We start from the raw sequence: 24,649 nt of genomic DNA on the forward strand, positions 1-24,649 counted from the left end.
GACCGCCACCTACTTGCGGGTCAAGTATGCCGCAAAGATGTTATCGAGGTATTTGAGTCCCGGATAAGTGCGCATGAAATTGTCCTCGCCGACCACGTCTTTGATCTTGAAGGCTTCAGGAATGATGACTTGGAATTCAGGCATCTCCTTCAAGAACTGCTCAATGATCATTTCGTTCTCGGCTTTGAGTACCGAGCAGGTCGAATAGACAATTGCACCACCAGGCAGAAGCAGTGGTGCGGCGTTTTTCAACAGGCCAATCTGCATCGCCGAATAGCGGGCAATGTCCTCGGCGGTGGTAATCCAGCGCCCTTCGGGGAACTTGCGAAATACGCCGGTGCCGGAGCAGGGCGCATCGACAAGTATCTTGTTGTACTTGCCGGAGGTGAATTTGGCGCCGTCAGCTTTGACTGGCAAGACATTCTCCAGCTTCAAACGCTGAAGATTCTCACGCAAGAGATTGAGGCGCGGTTCTGAGATATCGACTGCGGTGACTTTGCTGTCACTGCCAATTCGCATGGCGATGTCGGTGGTCTTTCCACCGGGAGCGGCGCAGAGGTCAAGCACAACATCACCCGGAAGCGGATTGAGCAGTTCGACCACCAGACCGGAAGCCTCATTCTGAATGATGTATTCCCCATCATCGAACTGCGGCAGTTGCGTCGGGTTGGTATCGGACAAGATATGGATAAAGTTCTTAAGGAACTTGCCTTGCTTGAAGCGCATGTTGATCTGCTGTAACTTGGCGAGATACTTGCGGATCAACTCAGGGTCATTGTTGAGTCGAACCTGCAAAGGTTGAGCTTCGTTGCCGTTGCGGAGAAATTTCTCGACGACAGTCTCGGGATAAATGCTGAGCAGCTCTTTCACGAACCAGATTGGATACGAATAGAACTGCGTCAGATAGTTCAGCATGTCGGCGCGCAATTCGTCGAACGAGAGCTTCTCGATATTCTGTGCGATGTTTTTGAGCACGGCATTGACCATCGCCTCGGCGCCTGGCGTGTACTTCTTCGCAAGATTTACTGTCTCATTGACCGCCGCATAGTGCGGGATATTGCATTCCGGCAACAACTGGAAACAGCCCAGCCGCAGGACCGTAATCAGCGAATCCGAATGCGAAGATAATTTCTTGCGCAGGTACTGCGACAAAATCAGATCCAGACGTTTCTGCATCTTGATCGTGCCGGAGACCAGATAGATTCCGAGGTTTAGATCAAAGCGACCACGAAAATTCTTCTGCTTGAGCTGCGCCAGCTCGTGTTGGAGAGATTCGGGATCGCGGCGCGCGATCATGAGGACACGATATGCCTCTTCGCGCGGGTTCAAATTCAGTTCGCTCATGAGCTGACCTCAAAGGGACTTAGGCGGCTTCCACCTGTTGATACCATTAACGCTGTACGACAGATTTTCAAAGGTAAAATTTCCTGTGACGAGAGGCCGAAACAGGTGGAGAGAATTTCATCAGGACGGACGAACCCCCGATTTCCAAGTGCCAATTCCATATACAAATGGTGTACGCCCATACCTTGGCGAAGTTCAATGTTTAATATGGAGTTACGCACGTCAATTTCATTTATCTCTTCGTTCTTAATTCGTCTTACTAATATCGACGGTTGTGCAAGAACCGCGAAGGTTTTTTCGTCAGAAATGGCAATTTCTGGACCAATTTGAACCTCATAACAAGCCAGATTGATCAGGCTCGATACCGAGGCCGCCTTGCCAAAGACGGGCTTGCCCAAGAGAACGTGAAATCCTTCCGGCAAAACCTCGTTGAGACGGTCAATCATCGACTCCTGAAACGGTGTGTCGAGCTGAATGTCCAAAAACTCACAGCGCGAGGAATAGCCCAGCGAAAGTGGCGGTCCAAAGGACAATTTCGGGCGCTGATGATAACCTTGAGAATAGGCCACCGGCATGTTGGCGCGGCGAATGGCACGTTCAAACATCCTCATTGTTGCGAGATGCCCGACATAACGCACGGACTCGTCCTTGGTCCATTGCAGACGAATGCGACTGCGAGGAACTATCATCGGCGCCGGTTCTGAGAGAACCCGTTTTGGTCTGCGACCGAAACTTCCGGTCGGAGCTGCCTGTACCGGTGTGAGAATTTGTTCAGCCAGTTCCGGCTTGGACAAGATCAAATCACCGAGCTTGAATCCACCTGACGTTTTGCGCGATTCCGATGCCGGAAAAGCGTTTTGGCGTGACCGGAGTAATTGCTCGCGCGCTGTGTCATATTCAATATGATCCCACGGCAGTGGCGAACCCAACGGCCGGGCTGAGACTGATTCCTCGATGTCGATTCCGCTCGCCGTTAACGTCTGTCGCCAGTTTTCCAAGTTGCGGTCTTCACCAAAATTCTCGGTTGAAGCTTCTATCTCAGACATCGCAATCACCGCGGACGTAAAACTGCGGTCAGCGCGAGAAAGGGACGACAGAAGATAGGCGGATTCAGCTTCGCGAATTTTGTATTGGATGTTGCGCCCACGAGCGCCGCGCTGGACCATGTCGCAACGGCGTTTGTATTCGTCGGGATTGATGGCTGCATCCCACTGCCATTCTGAAAACGGCAATGGCGCAAATGGCGACAGAGAAATCACAAGATGCGTCTTGTCCCCGTACTCGCGGCGAACGCTCTCGCAATTGCGGATCACGTCGATCATGTCGCTGATGTCGCGGTCGGTTTCTTCCGGCAATCCCAGTTGAAAATCAAGTCGGACCGATTTCCATCCACCGGAGAAAGCATTAGCCAATATCTGATAGAATTGTTCGAAGGCTGTGAAATGACCATGCGCCTCGCGGAGACGTTCGGAGCCGGACTTAAGATCAAAGCGGAGTCCCTGCTTTTCGCCATAAGTAACCGCGCGAACGTAATCAAGCGCATGCTGATTCACCGGCAGTGGCGGGAGCACGATTGCGACATGACGGTCGCGCAGACGCTGGCCGAGACTGTTGATGAATTGATCGAAATTCTTAATGCCGATCGTGAGATTTGCCGACAGGGCAATCTCATCATAGCCGGTTTCCTGCTGTGCTGTGACAATCGCATCAACCAAACGCGGCACATCGAAAGACGATGGCAAGGTCACACACAAGCGGTCATTGGCGACTTCTTCGAACGCCATAACCGGAGCGATGTTTCGGAGCTTCTGCGCTGAATCCACGCGTCGTGCGCGAACCGGATTGTTCTGACTTGAGAGCGCGGGCAGATAAATGCCGGCAATCTGCGACAGTTGATTCAACATCGTCGGACGGTCATAGACCGAGCCTTGGCTAACTACCGCGGCAATGGAAGCCGCTTCAGCGTCCAGATCACCGACAACAAACGCGTCGAGAAATTCGGCAATCGGCTCAGGATTTAACCTCTTGATCCCCGACGCCGTGATGATTGGATGCGACGCGTTGCGCTCACTTGCGCGCAGCGGGATGTGTGCGAGCTTCAGCGCGGAGAGCATGCCGTTGTATGACAGCGCATCTGGAATTAAGAAATGTATCCAGTCGCAGTCGCCCAGCGGAGTGAATGATTCGAGTGTAAATAATGGGATACTTTTCTGACGCAGTAACGCGGCAGCATCATTGTCCGGTATGAAGGCACGTTCGCAACTGATCGTTGTCGAACTGTTTAGCGCAACATACACGCGATGCAATTCGGCGTAGCCCATAGCGCGATCGTACTTCTCGGGCACACAAAGAGCCAGGCGCACCGCAACAGCCTCGCTGCGCGGACGCACCGCTCCCCATTCGTTTCCGATATATCTTGCCGGGCGAATTACGTGGGGGAAAAATTCGGCATCCAGAAGGGCCTTGTTATTCATCCCTGAAATGCTGTCCGTTAGAGGTTGGGGAGTTGAACCCGAACCGAAAGTACGCAATGATAAAGCCTTGAAAGAGCCGTCTAGCCCAATATGTCTTTTTGATTACACTTGCACATCTCGACGATCTTGTCCTTAAACTTCCACGACTTCTTGTCGGTCGTGAAGGTTGGGTCGACCAGGCGGATGGGTTCCATCGCCGTGGAGCAGACCGGACAGATCTTGACGTGAGACTTCTTCGAAGCCTTATCTGCAAATGATTGCCTTTTCGCCATTTCCTCGTCCTCCTAAAAAAAACAGTGACCTTTATTATACGAAAGAGAGTTCCAAAGTCAATAGCCGGAATGAAAATGAGCGAAGATTTTGTGATTGAATGGGTTAGAACGGTCCGAATCAAGACTCTGGCAGTCGTTTCTTCAAATCCTCGACTTCGGCCTTCAGGCGCTTCAGTTCTGCCATCTTCTCCGGCAGCCGGCTGAGATGGGCTTCGAGAATCTTGAATTCTTTCAGCTCGCGCTGCGGCGAACCGGCGTAGATTGTCCCCTCTTTTAACGTACCAGAGACGCCGGCTTGCGCGGCGATAGTCACCCGGTCGGGAATGTTCAAATGCCCCACAATTCCCGCCTGTCCGGCAAGTACGACGTAGTTGCCAATCGTCGTCGAACCGGCGATTCCCACCTGCGAGACTATCAGGCATCCGCGTCCGATTTTGACATTGTGCGCGATCTGCACGAGATTGTCAATCTTGGTTCCCGCACCGATTATGGTTTCGCCCAATGCTGCACGATCGACTGTACAGTTGGCGCCGATCTCGACATCATCTTCGATGCGTACTCGCCCGATCTGGTAGACCTTGTGGTGAGTCCCCTTGTCCTGAGCATATCCGAATCCGTCGGAGCCAATGACCGTCCCGGCATGAATCGATACATTGTTGCCGATGACAGTGTCGTCATAGATGGTGACATTCGGATAGATCAGGCAGTTATTGCCCAGTTCGCAGTTGCGGCCAATGACCGCTCCTGTCATGATTTTGCAGTTGTCGCCAATTTTGGTTCCCGAGGCTATCTCTACAAAATTTCCGACATGCGCGTTTTCGCCCAAAGTGACATCGGGATCGATGCTGGCGAGAGATGAGATACCGGGATGAAGTCGATGCCCCGGCGCCGGTGAGATTACTTTGAGCGCCTGGCAAAAGGCAAAATAAGGATTGGGATGAATGAGATAATTGAGTTGGTGGGAGCGCGGCGCGTCGACTATGACCGCAGCGGCTTTGGTCGCCGCCAGTTGGCTCTCATAACGCGAGTTTGCGAGAAAAGCGAGATCGCCGGCACCTGCCGATTCCAGGGTGCTGATGCGAGTTATCTCGATGTCGCCGTCGCCGACAACGGCGCCGCCCAGCGTTTCTGCCAGCGCCCGCAATTTCATTGGTTATTTCGCTCTCTCCAGCTCCTGAAGGACCAGTTCAGTGACGTCAATTTCCTTCAGGGCGAATGCTATGTTGCCGTTGATACTGTCCAAAATCAAATCGTAACCTTTGGACTGGGCGACAACTTCCAGCGCCTTGTTGATCTCTTCCAACAACGGCTGCGTCAATTCGTGATTGCGCTTTTCGGCGCGTCCGTTGGGACCGAAGAATTCCTCTGCCCTGTTCTTGAGGGCGATCTTGCGCGCCATAATCGTCTTGGCCTTGTCTTGTTGCTCGGAGTCGGAATATAGCAGCGACTGTTCGGCAAGTTCCTCTTCCATCCGGTCGATACTGCTCTTCTCGCTCTCCAGTTCGGAATTCCACTGTTGAACTGTCTCATCAAACTCGCTTTGTGCGGTAATGAACTTCGAGAATCCTTGTCGAAGTCGATACGAGTCGATGTATGCGTACTTGCCGGACATCAGATACTACTGCGTCTTTTCCAGCTCTTCGAGAATCTTGTCGGTAATCTCCATCTCTTTCTTGGCGTAGGCAATGTTGCCGTTGACACTGTCGAGAATCATGTCATACCCTTCTATCAGGGCGACACGTTCGAGTACGGAGTTTATCTTGTCCAGCAATGGTTTGGTCAATGCCACGTTGCGCAATTCGGCTCGGCCGTCGGGACCAAAGATGTCGTTGGCAAGCTTCTGCCAGGCAACTTTCTTGGTTTCGATTTCAGCTTCTTTCTCCTTCTTCTTGGCATCGGAGAGAATCAGCGCCTGCTTGGCAAGCTCGGCTTCCATCTGTTCGATTTCTTTTTGTCCGGCTTCAACTTCGATATTCCACTGCTCGACTTCTTTATTGAACAACGCCTGCGCGTCCTGGAATTCTTTGTACTCAAGGCGAATGCGGTACGAGTCAATGTAGACGATCTTGTCCTGTGCCTGAAGCGAAAGGGGTACGAGAGAAATTGTTGCGAATGCAAGGACAGCAAACACAAATGAAATACGATTCATGGTTTCCTCCAAAAAAAAATAAACTTCTATGCGCTTTTAGAAAGTGGTGCCCATTTGGAAATGAGGTTTCCAGCCGGCGCCGTCGGGGTTATTATAGCCATATCCGAAGTCAAATCCAATAGTTCCTAAACCTGGAATGACAATTCTGAATCCGGCGCCCACCGATTTTTTGAGACCATCCGTCTTATCCAGATCGAACGGCTTGATTTCTTTGCCGGATAACCAGGCATTGCCGGCGTCGGCAAAGGCAAGGACGTATATCTGCTGTTCAACGATCGGCATCTGCAATTCGAGATTATAGATCACGGTCGATCGTCCGCGCAGAAGTCCGTTTGTCGAGTTTCGCGGTCCAACGGTGCCGTCCTCATATCCGCGGATTACGCCGTCCTGATAGGTGCCTCCCGGCGCAAAACGCTCGGAATACGGAATACCGTCATCGCCGTCCGGAGAATCAATGACACCGACACGGACTTTGCCTGCCAACACCAATTTCCACCAGACGCGCTGATACTTGGCAAGATCGAAGATGTGCTTGTGGTACTTCCAATCGCCGCCCAGCACCCAACCGGAGGCCTCTGAGCTTAGCTGTATTAGAGATCCCGAAGTTGCAAACTGCGAGAGATCACGCGAATCGCGAACTATCGAAACTCCGACGGCTGAAGTTGTCAGCCAGTCATTTTCGAATTGGAGCAAACTATTGGGGTTGTCCTTGTTATTTTCGCGATAGGCGTCGTTAAAGTCGAAATACCGAACTTCTTCCAAAGTGTACCGCCCAGTGATACGGAAATAGTCGTCGGGCCAAGTCAGACGGCGCCCTAACCGCAGACCCATACCGCGGGTGCCTTCGCTGAATTCTTCAGCTCCAAAACTCAATTCGCGGTTGACGCTGAACACATCAACGCCGAACGAGGTTGGTGTATCGAACATCCATGGTTCAGTGAAAGATACCGAGATAGAATTGCGGCGCGACCCAAACGACCAATCGAGATTGACGTTCTGGCCATTGCCCCGGAAGTTGGGAATTCCCAAACCGAGCGTTCCAACCAATTTGTCTTGTCCTGAATAACCGGCGCCGGCCTGCACCTGTCCAGTCGGTTTTTCCGAGACTTTGAAAACGATATCGATATCGCCGTCGGGAAGATTCTTTACGTCCGGCTCGACATTCGAGAAATAGTTCAGAAGCATAACGTTGCGAAGCGAGCGCATCAGCATGGAGCGCTTGAATATCTGTCCAGGGCGCGAATAGAGTTCGCGGCGGATAACTTTCTCTTTAGTCTTGGAGTTGCCCTCGACAAAAACCTTGTTGATGTGCGCCGGCACGCCTTCAGAAATTTCGAACTCGATATTGAGCGAGGAATCGACTGTCTGCACATTGTCGATGATCCGTACGTGGATGTAGCCGTCTTCCTGATAAACAGAATACAGGTTCGTGACTGTCTCTTCGAATTTTTCTGTGTCGTAAATATCGCCGCGCTTAAACTTAAGCTGATCCGTGAGCAGTTCCGTTTTATAGATGGAATTTCCAGTGAATGTAACATCGCCGTAGTGATAGCGGGTTCCTTCATTCACCTGAAGCTTCAGCATCAGCCCCTTGCCGTCGGCATCGACGATGACGCTGTCGTATGTGATTGCGGCATCAATATAGCCGCGTTTGCGGTAGTACTCGATTATCTTGTCTTTGTCTTCGTCGAACTGATCGCGCTTGAAAGCTCCCGAACGGAGGAAACTCTTCGGCTTGGCGTTCATTTCGCCGCGAAGCGACCCATCGGAAAACGCCTGGTTCCCCTCAAATTCAATCGCCCGAATCTTGACCTTTTCGTTCTCCTTAACCTTGAACACGACCGCAATTTTGTTGCTGTCGAGCGACTTGGTTTCGGTAACGACTTCGGCAAGATAATAGCCCTCGTCGCGATAGAATTTTCGTACGGCGTCGACGCTGTTGGAAATCTGGCTTGGACCGACAGTTTGGCGCTCGAAAACGGTTAGCTTTTCCTTGAGCTTGTCGGTTTTGATCGACTTGTTGCCTTCGAAGTCGATTTCGGCTATTTGAGGATGCTCGATGACGGTGATTTTGACGTTGATCCGGCCGCCGGCGAATTCACCGGAGGCTTGAACGTCGGAGAAAAGCCCCAAAGCGTAGATACGGCGGATTGCTTCCTGGACCGCAGTCGAGGAAAGCTTCATGCCGGTTGTAAGGCCGGAGACGGAACTGATCAGCGAAGACTCAACCGCCCGGTTCCCTTCGACCACCACACTTGCGACTTCGTAGCTTTGCGCCTTCGCCGTTGTCGATGCGAAGAGCGCGATGAGCAGCGAAACGATCCATAGCGCCGCTGCTTGCGATTTGCTCATCCGTGCCTGTCTGTTAGCTGACGATGATTTTTCCGATTTTCAGATCAGTAAAGTCCTGACGATGTCCGCGCATCTTGCGATACTTGGTGCGGCGTTTCTTCTTGAATACCAACACCTTCTTGTCACGGCCCATATCGAGAACGGTCGCTTCAACTTTGGCGCCGTCGACCAGCGGTCGGCCGATCTTGCTCGATTCGCCGTCACCGACCATCAGGACGCGCTCTATTTGATAAGACGCACCCGGTTCGGCAACGTGCATTGGCACGCGAATAACATCGCCTGTGGCGACACGGTACTGCAGTCCGCCAGCTTCTACAATTGCATACATGCTTCTAACAAACTCCTCTCAAACTACGCAAAATAGTCTGATATGATAGCTTTTGGACGGCATTTGTCAAGAACTATCTGTCCGGTTGACACCCTGCCCTAATGGTAATTATAGAATTGGGGGGATGGCAAAGTTCCTAAAAACTATGGGGTTAGGGGGGAGTTGAGCACGGTCCGTGCCCTTGGAGGTCATTAGTGACTGCTTTGCCGAATTTGGGTGCCATGCGTGAATTGCGGAGCAAGTCGAGCATCGGCATAATGTACACATGGTAGTCCTGTCATGATTTCTTGACATAATAGACATAAAGACATATCTTAAGGCTACCGAATCATAGCGGCATTCATCCGCCAAAAAAGGAGAGTCGACCGATATGAAGCACAGATTCGCAGTTATGCTTGTTTGCATGGTGCTTACAAGCGGAAGTGCTTTGCTGGGTCAAACTCAAATTCTAACCGAAGGTTGGGTACGTCTCTACGGAACGAATCTCCGACACTCGGACTATGCTACGTCTTTGGCTGTCGCAGCCAACGGCGACATTGTCGTTACTGGCATGAGCGAAAATTCTGAAGGAGTGCGAAAGTGGGCAACTCTCAAATACAACCGTTCAGGCGATGCTCTCTGGGCAAGGTCGATTGATGTTGTACCTCACTTGGATGATATTGGAAGATTTGTCGCTATTGCCAAGGACGGGAGTATATTCAGTTGCGGCGACATACGCATCGACTATGGATTCTATCAAGTTACAAGTGATATACTTGTCATCAGATATGACGAAGCTGGCTCAGAGATGTGGCGACATGAAATTGGCGCCGGAAACGAACAAAATGACAACTCGACTGCAATGGTGGTTGATGACCGTGGAAATGTTGTAATTGCCGGTATTACTGCGATTTCGACTGGAAACTCAGATATTGTCTTATCGAAATTCGACATATCCGGCAATCTGCTGTGGTCAAGAAATTACAATGAGTTCAATGGCGCGGATTACATAAAGAACCTTGCGGTTGCCCCGAACGGAACGTGCTATGCGGTTGGTTACAGTTCACGATTTGATTCTCCAAGCGATGCTCTGATTGTTGCCTTTGACTCGACGGGACAGAAGCTCTGGTCCAGAACGTACAACTCTCCCGCCAAGGACGCCGATGGGTTTGTTGAGGTTGCATTGGACACAAACGGTGATCTAATCGTATTGGGCGAATCCCGATACTGGCAGTTTACTGACTTGGAAGCATTTGTATTCAAGTACAGCCAGGATGGTGAAATAATATGGACAAACATTATTAATTCACCTAGTGCTGGCATTCTCCCGCGACCATATTCACTGGCAATTTCGGAGACAGACGATATAGTCATAAGCGGCGCACTGGGTGGTCTATCGTTGTTTTATTGGGATGCCTATGTCACGAAGCTATCTTCTGAAGGGGAGATTTTGTGGAGCCGCACTTATCCCGATATAGGACAAACCAATGGTTCGTCGAAAACGGATGTCAGCTTTGACGGATACGGAAACATCTACTTGTGCCGAGGACAACCGCCCGAGGGCACTGCAAGTCCAAACGGTGGTTATATGCTTAAATTCAATCCAGAAGGTGATTTGGTGTGGGACAAGTCATTTAACGGCGACCTAGAGCATGCATATGAACCTTACTTGATCAACGTTGATCGATTTGGCCGGATTGTGACTGCAGGTTTGACCGTCAGACTCGATGGTTCCACCTGGCATGACGATTTTCTTACTATGAAATACTACCAGCTATTGTGTGGAGATGCTGATGGCAGCGGTGATGTGGGGATTTCTGATGTCGTTTTCCTTGTAAACTACATTTTCTTAGGCGGCCCTTTCCCCGACCCAAATAGCCAAGCCGATGTCGACTGCACAGGAATCATAAGTGTTTCGGATGTGGTCCACCTGATCAATGCTATCTTTGAAGGAGGACCAGCTCCGTGTAATAGCTGTCAATGAAAAACCATGATCCTGCACGTCAACGTCTTGGTCGTTGCGATTTCAAATCTTCCGCAGAGCCGTCTATCTCTCTTTATCAAGTAACCGAGTCTTTTCTCACAAACACCAAGCAAAAACTCACGGTAACTAGTAACATGGCAACCCGACGAGGCGTTTTTCAAGTGAAAATCAACCCTCTAAGACCCCAATTCCGTCGACCTCGGCTTCTCGCCTCCCCAATTTGGAAATTGACTGGATTCAAACTGCTCTTGTCGGAGCATTTGCCTTTAACTTGCTCAGCATCGCCATTTTTGACCCACAATATGCCCTATTGACATCTCAATAAAACCGCGTTTATTCGCCCTTATGGAGAGACGTCAGCAAAAACCTCGGCAGCTTCATTTCTGGAAGTTGTCATTCGTACTCGTAATCTCATTCTTTAGCCAAGTCTATCCATACTATCATTCCCACCATTCACATGCGGAAGCTCTCTCAAGCGTCGAATCCGTCGGGATTGCGATATCGACTGATATTGCAAGCCTCGATGATCACCATCACGACGACGAATCGCAGACTGACAGCCATAAGCATCACTACGGCGACCAACATCATGGCCAGTTGACTCGGATTCAAGCGCACAGAACCCTCTTGAGTCAACCACAGGTTGGTATACTTGGGGCGACAGCATTTCTTCAATCTGATTGCGTCCTGACTCATTTCCAAATTGGGGATTCTCCACCGCCTCGCGACTATCACTCGACCTGCAGCAAACAGCGCGGTCCACCCGCCGCCTAAAAAAACTGATTCCATTCCGTAATACACTTTGAGTCCGCGAGACATACTGTCTCCAACTCAACCGAATTCACCGATCTCAGAACGGGCGCGGTGGATTACTAATTGACAATAATCAACACTCGTGCTATTGAGGTTAATAGTGACTGAAAATCGTCGAAAATCGATTATTCACGGATATCTGATCGTACTGCTCGCAGTGATGATCTCATCTTTCGCGTTCGCTCCGGAGGCAGTAGCCCACGGCGTTACCGAAGGCGACAAGGGTTTCATCCAGGAGAGTTCCGGCACAATGATTGTGCCGTTCATCTACCTTGGCGCCAAACACATGGTGACCGGATATGATCATTTGTTGTTTCTGTTTGGTGTCATCTTCTTTCTATATCGCCTTAAGGACATCAGCATCTATGTGACGTTGTTCGCTGTCGGACATTCAGTCACGCTGCTGTCGGGCGTGTTGTTTAATTTCGGTGTAAACGCATACCTGATTGATGCCATCATCGGATTCTCAATTGTTTACAAAGCACTGGATAACATGGGGGCATATCAGCGCTGGTTTGGATTCCAACCAAGCACCAAGATTGCGACTCTCATCTTTGGCCTGTTCCATGGCTTTGGACTCGCAACCAAGATTCTCGACTACAATGTCTCGCCCGATGGGCTGGTGCCGAATCTCATTGCTTTCAATGTCGGCGTCGAGCTTGGGCAGTTGATGGGTTTGGCCATGATCTTGATTGCGATGAGCTATTGGCGTCGCACCAGCGGCTTTTTGCGTCATGCCTACAATGCAAATGTCGCCCTTATGGCAGCCGGATTCATTTTCGTGGGCTATCAGTTAACCGGGTATTTCCTCTAAACAAATTCGAAGGATTTCATAATGTACAATAATCAGCAACCATCACCTGAAGATCTTCCAACAAAGGGACAGCTTCTGAAATCAACGATTGTCGCAGCGCTCGCGGCAACATTCATCCTGGTCACTGTCGTGCTTCCTGCCGAGTATGGGATCGACCCTACCGGATTTGGCAGCTTTGTCGGATTGCGCAAGATGGGTGAGATTAAAGCATCGTTGGCCGATGAGTCATCCGTTGAAGCTCCCAGCGAAGAACCGCTTAAATCCGAAGTCCCTGAAGTTGTGGAGCAATATTCCCAACAAACGGCAGATACCTTGACAGCCGAGTCCGAGCCGGCGCTTCGCAGCGAAGAAATGTCGATCACTCTCGCCCCGAATGAAGGCAAAGAGATCAAGCTGACAATGGCGAAGGGCGATTCCGTAAACTACTCATGGTGGACCAATGGCGGTCGTGCGAATTTCGATACTCACGCCGATTCCAAGGCCCTCAATATCAAATATCACAATTATGAAAAAGGCTCAAAGGAGCGCAGCGAGGGCGTGCTTGAGGCCGCCTTCGACGGCAACCACGGTTGGTTCTGGCGCAACCGGACTGCGGAAACTATGACGGTGTCACTGAAAGTAAGCGGTAGTTTCACGGACATCAAGAGGATGTAGCTACTTGTACCCCATCGTGGGGACTGATGAACAAGTCCTCCCGTGTCATTCTGAACGAAGTGAAGAATCTGTTAGTCTTTGCTACGCAACACGAACAGATCCTTCGCTGCGCTCAGGATGACAGTGCCTAGGACACTTTCAACACTCCCCGTTGGCTGGGGTACAAAACTGAATTCCTTCAAAATATTCTCCCAAAATCCCATCACGTAATCACGTCCTTACGTATATATCCGTAAGTAGGTACTTACAGAAAGTAAGGATATGGAAACACGACGTGATGTTTATCAAGCGATTGCCGACCCAACGCGGCGGGAAATCATCAACCTGATCGCTCGCAAGTCTCTGAACCTCAACGCGATTGCGGAGAATTTCAGAGTCAGCCGCCCTGCCATTTCGCAGCATATCAAGATTCTGAGCGAGTGCGGATTGGTCGTGATTGAGCAGCGCGGGCGCGAACGTTTCTGCGAGGCTAATCTTGGGCCGCTCAACGAAGTCGCAGAATGGGTTGAACGGCACCGCAAATTCTGGACAGCCAAACTTGATGCGCTCGAAACATTCTTGGACGATTCAAACAAGAAACCAAAGAGGAAGAAACGATGAACAACAATCCCAGCGATCTCATCATCGAAAAGACCTACAACGCGCCAATCGATCGCGTCTGGCGCGCACTGACCGACCCGGAACAAATGAAGCAGTGGTACTTTGACCTGCCCGGTTTCAAAGCCGAAGTCGGATACGAATTTTCATTCGTTGTCAGCAACGATAAACATGAGTGGTCTCACCTGTGCAAAGTCACGGAAGTCAAACCCAAGAAGCTTATTGCCTACACATGGCGATATGACGGCTACAGCGGCGACTCGCTGGTGCGTTTCGAGCTGTTCGATGAGGGCGGCAAAACGCGGCTGGTGTTGACTCATTCCGGACTGCACACCTTCCCTGCTGATGTCGAAGCGCTCAAGCGCGAGAACTTCGTTGCTGGCTGGACCGAATTCGTTAACATCTCACTGGCGAAATTCCTGCACGAAATCAATTAACACCTCGTTCTACCCGCAACTTGCCGGCCGGAGGACAATTCCGGTCGGCAGTTCGCGAACTCTTCCCGACCGATCACGAAGCAGCATTGGGCGCACGCCCCCGGTATTCGTAATAGTTTGAGTTAATCGTTTTATGTAAGCACTTACTCATTCTTGTCAGATACAGCGAGGCAAACGTGAAAATCCAGTTTCTTTTCCTGGTACTGCTGCTTATGGGCTTGCCGTTTAAAGGCTATGCTGCCGAAACGGAAACCCCTCCCCAGCCAGATACAGCGAGATTCCCGGCATGCTTGACAAATGAATACATGCAGCTTCTCGATGCAAGTTCTCGGGCGTGTCAAACATACGGCGATTGCGACCTACCATCGGTGCGAGACGCCTCAATTCCGGCTACTAACAAACCGTTTCAGATCATTCGCACCTACATTCATATCCTCGCCAACGATGACGGTTCAAATCCTGCAACAAACTTGGCAACCATTACGGCGCAGATGGCCACACTCAACGACATCTTTGCAGAACATCGCTTGCGTTTCATTTGGGAATGGCGAATCGACAACTCAACTCAATTTCGAAATCTTGCGCAATTACTCGGCGGTGAAGCAGATCAGATGAAGGCGGCTTTGGCATATCAAACCGACAGGTACTTGAACATTTACGTCACCAACACGAATCCTCAAGGCGGCACTGGCGTGTTTGCATTCCTTCCTGCGGCGCTTGGTCCACTCGGCGGTGTGGTGGCGGACGATAGCTGGTTCTATGGCGGCGGCAAGCTACTGGTTCATGAAGTCGGTCACGTTCTTGGATTGTATCACACCCAACATGGCGTATCCGAGGTCGCGGCCTGTGGCGAATGCTACGAGTCAGTTGACGCCAACGATAGAGATTTTACCGGAGACTTCTGCTCTGACACTGATCCAACACCGATTAACTTTAGCTGCAGTCCGCCCGGCGGTAACGATGAGTGCTCGGATCTTCCCTGGGGGCTGACCATGACACAGAACTACATGGGCTATGCCAACGAAGCCTGCCAGAGTGAGTTCACGCTGCAACAGTCCGGTCGCATGCATTGTTGGATCGCCGCACGCTTGGCCGGCTGGCTGGAGTGCGACGCGGTTGTTCCTTCCAACGGCACTGCTACTGCAAACGACCCTGACTTCGACAGTTGGGGTAATTCTACCGACAATTGCCCCAGTGCATTCAATGCCTGTCAGGAGGACATTGATGGCGACGGCACCGGCGATGCTTGCGATGATGACATGGACGGCGACATGATCGCCAATTCAATCGACAACTGCCCAATGGTAGTGAACGTTGATCAGATCGATACCGATGGCGACCAGCGCGGCGATGTTTGTGACAATTGCGTTTCGACACCGAATTTTGAACAAGCTGATGTTGATGGGGATGGTATCGGCGATGCTTGCGACCAATGCACCGATACCGACGGATACGGCTATGCTAATCCCGGCTTTGCAGCGTCGACATGTCCGACCGACAATTGTCCGGAAGACGCAAATGTGGCGCAGACTGACACCGACAACGACGATTTCGGCGATGCCTGCGACAATTGCCCGTTGGCCGCAAACATTGATCAATATGACGAGAACGACGACGGAGTCGGTGATGCCTGCGATGGACAACTTCACATTCAAGCTTATGACATACCTGATGCTGTTCGCGGCGAGGAGTATGCGTACCAATTCACAGCAGTCGGAGGCGTAGCGCCATACATTTGGCAGTTCTTCGGTGGTGATGTCCCGTTCGGAATGGACTTTATCAATGGTGAGCTGTTTGGGTCGCCCGCGCTGGCTGGAACATATTACTTTACGGTGAAATGTTTCGACTCAGGTAATCCGCAGAAGTCCGACACATACGCAGCTACGGTTGTGGTTGTGAACCCGCCCTATGTTTGCGGGGATGCCAACGGTTCGCTCAGTGTCTCCATCTCGGACGCCGTGTACCTGATCAGCTATATCTTCGGTGGTGGACCGCAACCGCAGCCACTTCTCGCTGGTGATGTCGACTGCAGCAACACAATCACGATTTCTGATGCGGTTTATCTGATAGGTCACATTTTTGGCGGCGGTGCTTCGCCGTGTGCCGGATGCCCGTAAAGATCAATCTTGCTTGGTTGAGCTCACCACAAAAAAACCGGGAGTCACTACAGACTCCCGGTCTCCATCCATTGTTCTAAATCAACTTGCCTGGCACTAGACGGCCCTGGTAGCACTCCTATCAAGTTGATTATCATTGACAATCATAGTTGTTTTGGTATACTATTAGTATCCTTACTGCTTGTCGGTTTGCCGTCGCTATGACGGTCTATACTCATAGCTTAGCAAATTATTATTCGACATGCAGGGTTGCAGGCACTCCGACGATTGTCTCACTCTCCAATCTCGCATCCGCCCAGGGTTCCGGCATCCCGGCTATCAACCTTTCAGGATGGAGAACAATATGAGACCTCGACTCACGACACTTCTTCTGCTTATGGCAATCATCGCGGCGGGGACTCTGAATGCGGAAGTTCCTGGCAAGATCAGCTATCAGGGGCGCTTGACTGACAACATCGGATTACCGCTCAACGGCCAACATTCGCTGACATTCAAGATCTATACTGATGCCGCCGGGCTCGGACAGGTCTGGACCGAAACGCAAAGTGGTGTGGTGGTAACAAATGGACTGTTTAGCGTCATCCTCGGCTCCGTCACCCCAATTCCGCTCAATGCCTTCGAGGGTCAGACCTGCTATCTCGGAATCGCAATTGACGGCGGGATACAACTCTTGCCATTGCATCTGATGGTGAGTACGCCCTACGCATTCCGCGCCGACATTGCCGACGGCACGCTTGGCGGAGGCTGGTCTGATGGCGCGAACGTCTGGCTTGAGAATTCTGACAAGAAGGTCGGAATCGGCACTATGACGCCAAGCTATAAACTCGATGTCGTGGCAGCGCGTGCCTCGATTCGCTAATCCCGGCTCGGCTCGCTTCAGCGATGGCCGCTACCTCTACGGGAACCAAACCAGCGGCGTGGCAATTGACTTGCGGAATTGACGGAGGCGGCCGAGCTCTTCACGACGGGACCTCTATAGGCTACCTCGGCCGACGGCGACGGCAGCGGCGGTATTGGACGAGCAGGGACAATGGCTTTGTCGTGGACGGCAACTTAGCGGGGACCAACGACGGATCGGACCGTGGCGATCTTCAACCTGGGCGACAGCGGCGATTCTTCGGTAATGCTGCCTTCCGGGTCGATCAGTCACATCGAATGCCGCAATGAAGCGGGCATTTCCAACGCAGAACGCTCGACCGGATCAGTCTCTCTTCCAGACGGAGTGGTTACGACTGTACTGACCCGCAGTTGCTATTTCCCTACCGACGGTTGGGTGGCTGTGATAGGAACCTGCAGTTACGACTTCTGGCATACCAGTGGTGAAACCGAGGAGTTTACATTTGCTGTGTCGAATGTCGCAGGCACTATTCCCGCCGACCAAGGGTTTCTCCGAAGGTGCTCCAGTGGTTGGTCGACCTACAATTTCCGTGAGTTCGCAACGATACACGGATACTTCTCGGTCGATGGCGGGCAGCAGTCACTTTATCTGTTGGGCAAAGCTGCATTCGTTGACGGCGCCTTTGTTAATGACGCCCAGTTGACGATCATGTTCTTCCCAACAAATTACTTCTGGCTGGGCAAAGGAGATTACGCAGGTAATCCAGAACAAGAGGAGATCGACCAACAGACGCAGTCGCGCATTAACGCCGAGGTTACCAAGTTGCGCGCGGAGTTCGAAGCCAAGCTCGAGCAAATGCGAATTGAGATGGAGAAGCAGTTAAAGACAGCCGATTCCACGGCAAGTAGTGCGCCCCGCGCTGGGAACGCGAGGTTCGCTCTCGCACCCGCTCATGCACAATCAATGCGCAGACCCGAACCACGGTAACAAATTGCACAAAAACAGCCGGGAGCCCCTTCTGACTCCCTGCATGAATTCACGATTGTGTTGTTACATTATTGACACTGCGCCGGTCCACCGGCGAATACGTAGTTGATCAGGTAGACTGCATCAGAGATGTTCACAATTCCACTGCAGTCGGCATCACCGGCCGCCATCGGATTCGGAGCAGGACCACCGTTGAACACATAGCTAATGATATACACGGCATCGGAGATATTCACTCCGCCCGAATGGTCGGCATCGCCCGACAAGTATGGCGCCGCGGCAATGTGGAACGAAATCAACTCAGTCTCGTTACCACCCGCAGTGCCTGTCGCGCGAATTGAGACCTGCACAAGACCAGTATCCACCGGTGTGCCGCTGATGATGCCGTTCGTGGTGTTCAGCGTCAGGCCGGCGGGAAGCGTCCCCGAGATGATACTGAACGAATATGGCGCCGTTCCGCCGCGCACAGTCACCGTATCAGCATAAGGCTGGAACTGATCTCCATCTTCAAGCTGATCATAGATGATATGCACTGCATACGATTCATTCATCGTAAGTTTGAGAATCCAATCGTTGCGATCGATGCTGACTGATGTCGGCGGCAACGAAGTCCCGGTCAGATCGAAGACGTAGTCTTGATCGCGGAGAGTATTGGATGCCACATAATCATGATTGGTGCCGTTACTGACCGTGAAATCAACATTGTTCATGCGGAACACTGTCGGGCTCGTTGTTTGGTATTGGCGAACATGAACATAAACGCGGAACGAAGTCGGCGAAGTCTGGTCGTATGTGTACGACATGGCGTACTTCGGGAAATATGTTCCATAGATCCAATCCTGGAAGAACGGATGCAGATCCATGCCGGTTACTTCTTCGCAGAGATCGCGGAAATCTTCGGTCGCAACATCGTCCCACTTGTAGCGCGGGTCATCATAGTAGGTTTGAAGGATGTCGAAGAATGCAGCATCGCCGACTATTCCGCGAAGCATGTGCAGCACCCACGCGCCTTTGTCGTATACACGGCTGCTAAAGATCGTCCACACGTCTGTAGTATCAGCGCAATAGATTGTGCCGCCTGAGGTGTATCTCATGCCGTTCATGTAGCTGCGCAGGTCGGTAAACCCGCCGAGACTTTCAAACCACAGCGCTTCAGTATAAGTTGCGAATCCTTCGTTCATCCAGATGTGGTGCCAATTCCGGCAGGTGATCATATCTCCCCACCATTGGTGTCCCATTTCGTGGACGATAATGCCTTGACCGAATGTGTTATTCATAATCGAAGTGTTCGTCTGGTGCTCCATAGCGCCGCCCCAGTTGAACATCGACATCGCGTACTTCTCATTGATGAACGGATACAGTCCAAACAGCCGCGAAAGCGTATCGAGCATCGGTACCGTTGGTGCGTAACCAGTCTGCGCTGAACCTAACTGCGAAGGATACACCCAGTAATCTACCGGCATAGAGTCATTCGCGGTGTAGTTGAACCATTCGCGCCAATGCGAATAGTTCGACATCGCTAAGCTGACCAAGTACGTGGTGATCGGGTAACGGTTCCGCCAATAAGTCGTGCGCGTGCTGTTGCCGTTGTCGATATCGCCCAGCATCGTGCCGTTCGAACTGCAGAACAAATTGCTGGGGTAAGTGATGATAATGTCCATCGAGTCGGCTTTGTCATCCGGATAGTCCTTGCAAGGCCACCAGGTTCGCGCCAGATACGGCTCTGAAAGGGTCGTTATCACCGGATTGCCGCCATAGCTGTCAAATGAGAACGCTTGGAATCCGCCCTCGACCGGGTGACCGCGATAGTAGGTCGTAACGGTAAACACATCACCGGCGTTTTTCGTACTGGGCAAATTTGCCGTCACGAGGTTTCCGGCCCGCGAGTAAGTCGCAAAACCGCCATCAACTCTGACTGAGTCGACCGTCATGTTGGAATAAAGGTCGATCTGGCAAAAGGTGACGTTGTCCTGAGTGACCGTGGAGGTCATATCAACGCGACCGGTAATGATCTCTGTCGTCAGATTGACGTTTAAGTCGAGACGATAAAAGGTCACATCGTACTGGTATTGCGTCGGCAGAGCGCCAAAGATACCAAGCTGTTCCTGCGAATCGCGCTGTTTGGCGAGACGCTCGGCTTTGGCAACTTGCTCTTGCTGGCGATGTTCGCGCGATTCCTTGATTGCCTGCTCGATTGGCACCTTCTCGAATTCACGTGCAACCGCGATCGAGAAAGTCATAAGAAGCATCGCAGCCGTCACCAAGATGCGCGGCACTATTTTCAACGTTAAACAAGACTTGGCAGGCACACATTCCTCCAGTTTCTGCTCCAAATAATTGCAGTGCAGTGGTTTAATGCTCGGGATGTATTGGATTGATTGCCGATTGGCACGTGGTTCCTAACCTTGGCTCAGGTGTGAAGTAGCTTAATTATCGGCGAACAATGCCCCGTTCGCCACCTAGATCGCAATGGATTAATATAGCAATTTCGACAAATTAGTCAAGGAAGGGCTTGAGCCATTTCGGTGCGTCTTTCAGGACTCCGAAGATCGTTTCCCGCCGGCGCCGGGCACCGGGATATCCCGTGATAAACGAGCCCAGAGAGAAATAGAGTATTTCATTGACTAAGTAGACGCATAAACACTTATTTGTTGCGCTTGGGGACCACTGCCTCTAATCCCGGTGATTTGATGCAGCCGATGCCCGGTACCCGAAAGCACGACAATCTAACTCCTACAAAATGAGGTGATTATGACTTCGGCCCAAATGGATATCCGAAGCTCACAGACGGCCATATTCTTGTTGTCCTTACTTGCTCTTGTTGCATTGCAGTATGCAGATGGCAATTGCCGTACGATTGCCACTGACTACAGATGCAATTGCGTCGAGATTGGACTCGACTCGGTCTGGGCCGACACGAATGATGTTAGTTGTTATCGAATTCCAGTTCATAGAAATCCCGCAAAGTCAAATGGTGCCTCCTATTCTTTGGCTGCAGTCGTGGCGCACTCCAAAGGGAGCAATCCGCAGCAACCGGTTCTCTATCTTCACGGTGGTCCGGGCATTGCCACCTTGAGCAACTGCGAACGGTATCTGAAGTCAGAAACATTCATGCAATTGAGAGAGAGTCATCCGATAGTGTTCTTTGACTATCGCGGCACAGGGTGGTCCGAGCCAAAAATGTGCGACGGGCTTGACAGCATTCTCAACAGTCTCTCTAGAGAAGAACTGCCGCTCGCAGAAGCAATCAAGAGAAACGTCGCAGCATACAGCGATTGCAAGGACAAACTCGTAAATCAGGGTATCGATGTTGCAGATTTCTCGTCACTTCAATCTGCTGCCGATGCGGAAGGAATAAGAATTGCACTTGGCATTGATTCTTGGAACGTCTACGGTGTCTCACATGGAACTACAGTTGCCCTGTATTTGATGCGATCCTTCCCGGAAGCTATTCGTGCCGTCATAGTTGACTCACCTTTTCCTCCGAACGCGCCTTGGTTGGATTACGTTCATCCGTTTGATACCTGCTTCAAAGTAATAGAAGCAGATCTGCGAAGAGACACGACTTACGCGAGGGTATTCCCTTCCATTCGGACCGACTTCGTTAAAATCGCCGAGCGCTTGCGCACAGCACCGTTAAAGATTTCGGCCGAGCAATCGGAAGGCACCTCTGCCCGCTCAATCGTGCTCAGAGAATCGGATTTTGCCTGGAGCATTTGGTCAGCCATGATAAATCCCAAGTATATTCGATTTGTGCCGATGTTGCTTAAAGAGGTGGCAGCAGGAAACGACTCTCTGCTTAGCCAATGGATGATGTACTTCAATGATCCTGATTCTTTTGGAGAATTTTCAAACGCGCAAAGCAGAGCTATTATGTGTTATGAGGGCAAGCCGCGTTTTGAAGAGGAAAGCGAAGCGTATCTGCTGAGAGCATTTCCTGATTTCTCTTCCTTCATTATCCTCGGCATGGATGAGGCTATCTGTGAGGTAATGCGACCACAATCCCCACCCGAAGGTTACTTCCGGGCCGTGGAAAGCGAGATTCCTACTCTGATTCTTGCGGGGGAGTTTGACCCCGTTTGCCCGCCATTGTTCGCAGAGATAACTTCGGCAACCTTGCCCAAGTCGACAGTAATTATTGTGCCCGGCGCTTCTCATGCAGCTATCAATGCAGACAACTGCATTCGAACAATAGCGACAGACTTTCTTCTTGAGCCCAACAAACAGCCAAATACTGAATGCGTGGCTAAGAGAGAGAAGATAAAATATGTCACCACTGCTATCGACCGATTCCCACAATGATTATGAGAATCGGCAATAGCCGTCGTGCCTAATCGTCAATCCTACGTGTGCGGGATTGCCTCGTCCTTAAGTGCGCTCTTAGCGCTCAGCGAAACAGACGGCACTCCCAGCGGTAGCACTGTTCTGCCATAAACTTCATTCAACACCTGAGCCAGACCGGTATAGATTGCCGACAACCCGCAGATGATGCCTTCATAGCCAGCCAAGCGAGTAATCGAGGCATTTTCCGTGGCGTCAGCAAATGCCAACAACCAAAACAAGATTGTCAGCGACCCAAATACAAATTGCAGAGCGTGATTCAGCTTAAATGTCCCGATGAACATCACAAACGTGAATAATCCCCACATAAACAAATAAGCCGCCATGGCATCCTTGGTCGGTGCCGTTCCCCAGCCCAATTTGGGAAGCACCAACAAGGCGACCAGCGTCAGCCAGAAACAGCCATACGAAGTGAACGCCGTCATGCCGAAAGTGTTTTTCTTCTTGGATTCCATGATACCGGCAATGATCTGCGCGATGCCGCCATAGAATATCCCCATTCCCAGGATCATCGTATCAAGGCCGTAAAGACCGGCATTGTGGAGGTTCAAGAGCACCGTAGTCATGCCGAATCCCAATAGACCCAGCGGCGCCGGGTTAGCGCTGTTGTCCCGGAGCGTCGTGATGGTTTCGCTTTGTGTAGTCATAAATCTCTTTCCATCGAAACGCCCCCACAAACTGCATCTGCCCGTACTTTGCCGACGGGCATGGATCGACGGTCAATTTAGACATTTTCGTCCACTTGTCAATCACTCGATTAAAACCGATAGAGCCTTTGAAACCTGTGCTGTGACTGCCTAATAGAAATCAAACTTGACATAAAGAGCGACGTTTGGTATTTTTACTGCATAAGTCAACACCAAACCCCGTTAACGACCAGATGCTGGATGGCAGTGTAGCCGGAATCCACTTGCCGTCGACAGCCATTGGAGGGCGCGATGAAGAGCCTCTTTACGCTCATTACACTGGTTCTGCTGCTATCTATTGGAATTCCCGCAAATGCGCAGACTTTTCAGCAATGTGCTGACGTGACACAAAACGGCAACGTTAGCCTCAGTGACCTGATGATGATGGTTAACGTCTTTATCGGAGGACCCGATCTCCCCGCAGGACGCGGAGATATCGACTTTCGGCAAGGATTCAACCTTGGTGATGTTCGCTACTTGAATGGCTACATTTTCACTACCTATCCGGAGGGAGGTTGCCCGCCGTTCCCAGCCTACAACCTTGCCGGGACCACTGACACGATTTTTCTACCGGAGGCAATTGTACCGGCGGGTAGTGGATCTCTTGTACTTCCGATAGTCTTGTCCAACCTGCAACCGATTTCTGATTTGGCGCTCTACTCGACGATGTCGGCTACCAATTGTACCGCGACTATTGACTCGGTTTCATTCTCCGATTGGAATCTTCAATTGCAGACCGATGCGTCAATGGGAAATGATCTGTCATTCCTCTGGGTCAGCACGGGTGAGCCAAGTTCGTTGTCACCGGGAACCCGGACGATTGCGCGTGTATGGCTCAGCTTCTCTGCCTCGACTGGCGGCACAGTCACTTTCAACCCGACGAGCCTTGGAACCTACAGATTCACTCACGAAGTTTATGGCGAAATTGCCGCACTGAACTACGCAGCCCTCGGGATCGGCATTCCACAAGTTGTCGTCAGACCGACCATGAATGCGGCGGCAATGTCCGTGGTTCCAGATTCTCTCTTTTTCGTCGTACTTGCAGAATTGGGTGACCCGAGTCCAAAGACCTTTGATGTGCTCTCGGATGGAGCCGCCTTCGATTGGTCGGCCACTCATCCGTCATGGATCAATCTGACACCGTCATTCGGAAGCTCCGGTACCTCGGTTTCAGTTCAACCGCTGACTGCGGGCTTGACTCCCGGCACCTACACGGGATCTATTGTGGTGAGCTCGATACAGACCTTCAACTCGCCGAAAACTGTCAAGGTGGTTCTGAAGATTCAGCCGCAGTACGCAGCATTTGACGCCAATTGCGACGGCATATTCAGTGTGACCGACGTTGTCATTTTGATACAGTACATCTTTGGCGGACCTGCGCCCTGTGACCCCTGCAATTTGAAATAGCACACCGCGCCTAAATTGAACCGGCCCGCTGCATATTGTGGCGGGCCGGTTTTTTCTGTGTGACTTCAGGCTATCC

21 protein-coding genes are annotated in these 24,649 nt (G+C 51.3%); 10 read left to right on the plus strand and 11 right to left on the minus strand.

Annotated features, from left to right (window positions below):
• Positions 1 to 9: 9 nt before the first annotated feature.
• From rsmB to rplU, 8 genes are all read right to left on the minus strand, one after another.
• Positions 10 to 1,344 carry a 16S rRNA (cytosine(967)-C(5))-methyltransferase RsmB gene (gene rsmB, locus IPH59_07445; GenBank protein MBK7091540.1) on the minus strand — a complete coding sequence of 445 codons (1,335 nt, stop codon included), beginning with the start codon at positions 1,342 to 1,344 and terminating at the stop codon, positions 10 to 12.
• Entirely contained in the window at positions 1,341 to 3,818 is a 2,478-nt protein-coding gene (locus tag IPH59_07450) for a DUF2344 domain-containing protein (GenBank protein ID MBK7091541.1), read from the minus strand. The genes rsmB and IPH59_07450 overlap by 4 nt, the downstream gene beginning before the upstream one ends.
• Positions 3,819 to 3,898: 80 nt before the next feature.
• Positions 3,899 to 4,090, minus strand: coding sequence for a hypothetical protein (locus IPH59_07455; GenBank protein MBK7091542.1), 192 nt, complete (start codon positions 4,088 to 4,090; stop codon positions 3,899 to 3,901).
• A 118-nt stretch (positions 4,091 to 4,208) separates the two neighbouring features.
• Positions 4,209 to 5,240, minus strand: coding sequence for a UDP-3-O-(3-hydroxymyristoyl)glucosamine N-acyltransferase (gene lpxD, locus IPH59_07460; GenBank protein MBK7091543.1), 1,032 nt, complete (start codon positions 5,238 to 5,240; stop codon positions 4,209 to 4,211).
• A 3-nt stretch (positions 5,241 to 5,243) separates the two neighbouring features.
• Positions 5,244 to 5,702, minus strand: a complete 459-nt coding sequence (locus IPH59_07465) for an OmpH family outer membrane protein (protein MBK7091544.1) — start codon at positions 5,700 to 5,702, stop codon at positions 5,244 to 5,246.
• A gap of 6 nt (positions 5,703 to 5,708) precedes the next feature.
• A complete protein-coding gene (locus IPH59_07470; protein MBK7091545.1) occupies positions 5,709 to 6,239 on the minus strand; it encodes an OmpH family outer membrane protein in 531 nt (176 codons plus the stop codon).
• 36 nt (positions 6,240 to 6,275) lie between these two features.
• Positions 6,276 to 8,591, minus strand: coding sequence for an outer membrane protein assembly factor BamA (gene bamA / locus IPH59_07475; protein ID MBK7091546.1), 2,316 nt, complete (start codon positions 8,589 to 8,591; stop codon positions 6,276 to 6,278).
• Between the two features lie 13 nt (positions 8,592 to 8,604).
• On the minus strand, positions 8,605 to 8,919 hold the full coding sequence (gene rplU, locus IPH59_07480) for a 50S ribosomal protein L21 (GenBank protein MBK7091547.1): 315 nt from the start codon (positions 8,917 to 8,919) through the stop codon (positions 8,605 to 8,607).
• 370 nt (positions 8,920 to 9,289) lie between these two features.
• Between rplU and IPH59_07485 the strand changes: the two genes are divergently transcribed.
• Positions 9,290 to 10,882 carry a hypothetical protein gene (locus IPH59_07485; protein ID MBK7091548.1) on the plus strand — a complete coding sequence of 531 codons (1,593 nt, stop codon included), beginning with the start codon at positions 9,290 to 9,292 and terminating at the stop codon, positions 10,880 to 10,882.
• 471 nt (positions 10,883 to 11,353) lie between these two features.
• Here the strand turns inward: IPH59_07485 and IPH59_07490 are convergent, their stop codons facing one another.
• The gene (locus IPH59_07490; GenBank protein MBK7091549.1) at positions 11,354 to 11,578 is read right to left on the minus strand and encodes a hypothetical protein; all 225 of its coding nucleotides are present in this window, start codon (positions 11,576 to 11,578) and stop codon (positions 11,354 to 11,356) included.
• A 277-nt stretch (positions 11,579 to 11,855) separates the two neighbouring features.
• On the opposite strand from IPH59_07490, the gene IPH59_07495 reads away from it, so the two are divergent.
• From IPH59_07495 to IPH59_07525, 7 genes are all read left to right on the plus strand, one after another.
• Positions 11,856 to 12,509, plus strand: coding sequence for a HupE/UreJ family protein (locus IPH59_07495; GenBank protein ID MBK7091550.1), 654 nt, complete (start codon positions 11,856 to 11,858; stop codon positions 12,507 to 12,509).
• Positions 12,510 to 12,530: 21 nt separating this feature from the next.
• Positions 12,531 to 13,163 carry a transmembrane anchor protein gene (locus tag IPH59_07500; protein ID MBK7091551.1) on the plus strand — a complete coding sequence of 211 codons (633 nt, stop codon included), beginning with the start codon at positions 12,531 to 12,533 and terminating at the stop codon, positions 13,161 to 13,163.
• Between the two features lie 261 nt (positions 13,164 to 13,424).
• Positions 13,425 to 13,763, plus strand: a complete 339-nt coding sequence (locus tag IPH59_07505) for a winged helix-turn-helix transcriptional regulator (protein ID MBK7091552.1) — start codon at positions 13,425 to 13,427, stop codon at positions 13,761 to 13,763.
• Positions 13,760 to 14,197, plus strand: a complete 438-nt coding sequence (locus IPH59_07510; GenBank protein ID MBK7091553.1) for an SRPBCC domain-containing protein — start codon at positions 13,760 to 13,762, stop codon at positions 14,195 to 14,197. The genes IPH59_07505 and IPH59_07510 overlap by 4 nt, the downstream gene beginning before the upstream one ends.
• A 992-nt stretch (positions 14,198 to 15,189) precedes the next feature.
• Positions 15,190 to 16,314: a thrombospondin type 3 repeat-containing protein gene (locus tag IPH59_07515; GenBank protein MBK7091554.1), complete on the plus strand. Its 1,125-nt coding sequence runs from the start codon at positions 15,190 to 15,192 to the stop codon at positions 16,312 to 16,314.
• Positions 16,315 to 16,657: 343 nt separating this feature from the next.
• Positions 16,658 to 17,173, plus strand: a complete 516-nt coding sequence (locus IPH59_07520) for a hypothetical protein (GenBank protein MBK7091555.1) — start codon at positions 16,658 to 16,660, stop codon at positions 17,171 to 17,173.
• Positions 17,174 to 17,395: 222 nt separating this feature from the next.
• A complete protein-coding gene (locus IPH59_07525) occupies positions 17,396 to 18,139 on the plus strand; it encodes a hypothetical protein (GenBank protein ID MBK7091556.1) in 744 nt (247 codons plus the stop codon).
• A 68-nt stretch (positions 18,140 to 18,207) separates the two neighbouring features.
• Here IPH59_07525 and IPH59_07530 read toward each other — a convergent pair whose 3' ends face one another.
• Positions 18,208 to 20,448, minus strand: coding sequence for a putative Ig domain-containing protein (locus IPH59_07530; GenBank protein MBK7091557.1), 2,241 nt, complete (start codon positions 20,446 to 20,448; stop codon positions 18,208 to 18,210).
• Positions 20,449 to 20,890: 442 nt separating this feature from the next.
• Here IPH59_07530 and IPH59_07535 point away from each other — a divergent pair, with 442 nt between their 5' ends.
• On the plus strand, positions 20,891 to 22,441 hold the full coding sequence (locus tag IPH59_07535; protein MBK7091558.1) for an alpha/beta fold hydrolase: 1,551 nt from the start codon (positions 20,891 to 20,893) through the stop codon (positions 22,439 to 22,441).
• 41 nt (positions 22,442 to 22,482) lie between these two features.
• Here IPH59_07535 and IPH59_07540 read toward each other — a convergent pair whose 3' ends face one another.
• The gene (locus IPH59_07540) at positions 22,483 to 23,127 is read right to left on the minus strand and encodes an acetate uptake transporter (GenBank protein ID MBK7091559.1); all 645 of its coding nucleotides are present in this window, start codon (positions 23,125 to 23,127) and stop codon (positions 22,483 to 22,485) included.
• 291 nt (positions 23,128 to 23,418) lie between these two features.
• Here IPH59_07540 and IPH59_07545 point away from each other — a divergent pair, with 291 nt between their 5' ends.
• The gene (locus IPH59_07545) at positions 23,419 to 24,573 is read left to right on the plus strand and encodes a hypothetical protein (protein MBK7091560.1); all 1,155 of its coding nucleotides are present in this window, start codon (positions 23,419 to 23,421) and stop codon (positions 24,571 to 24,573) included.
• Positions 24,574 to 24,649 lie beyond the last annotated feature (76 nt).

The organism is bacterium (assembly GCA_016708315.1).
In the GTDB taxonomy this organism is placed as follows: domain Bacteria; phylum Zixibacteria; class MSB-5A5; order CAIYYT01; family CAIYYT01; genus JADJGC01.